The following is a 255-nucleotide window of genomic DNA, read 5'->3' on the forward strand; positions in this document are numbered from 1 at the left end:
ATTGTGTGGACACTAAGAAACAGTAAAAATCTACGCCACGCGAAGGTTGACTGATTCAAGAAACGATAGACAGTGTCCTTAGCAGGAAAATCGGTAGATTTTCTACTTTCAAGCGTCCGATACCAATACTTGTTTTCAAAGATCAAACAAAAAATTAATTGGAAAAGGTAACCTCAAGAAAAGCCCAAAGAATTTGTTATTCCAGCCTTTCTAAGATATTTTAGTACCTGTAATTCTTTAAATGTGGATGTTAGT

Annotated in this window: 1 pseudogene; it reads right to left on the reverse strand. The window is 34.9% G+C overall.

Annotated elements, in window-relative coordinates:
• Positions 1–255, reverse strand: a pseudogene (locus M3226_RS31995) (IS4 family transposase); the annotation flags it as partial.

It is taken from the genome of Neobacillus cucumis (assembly GCF_023715505.1).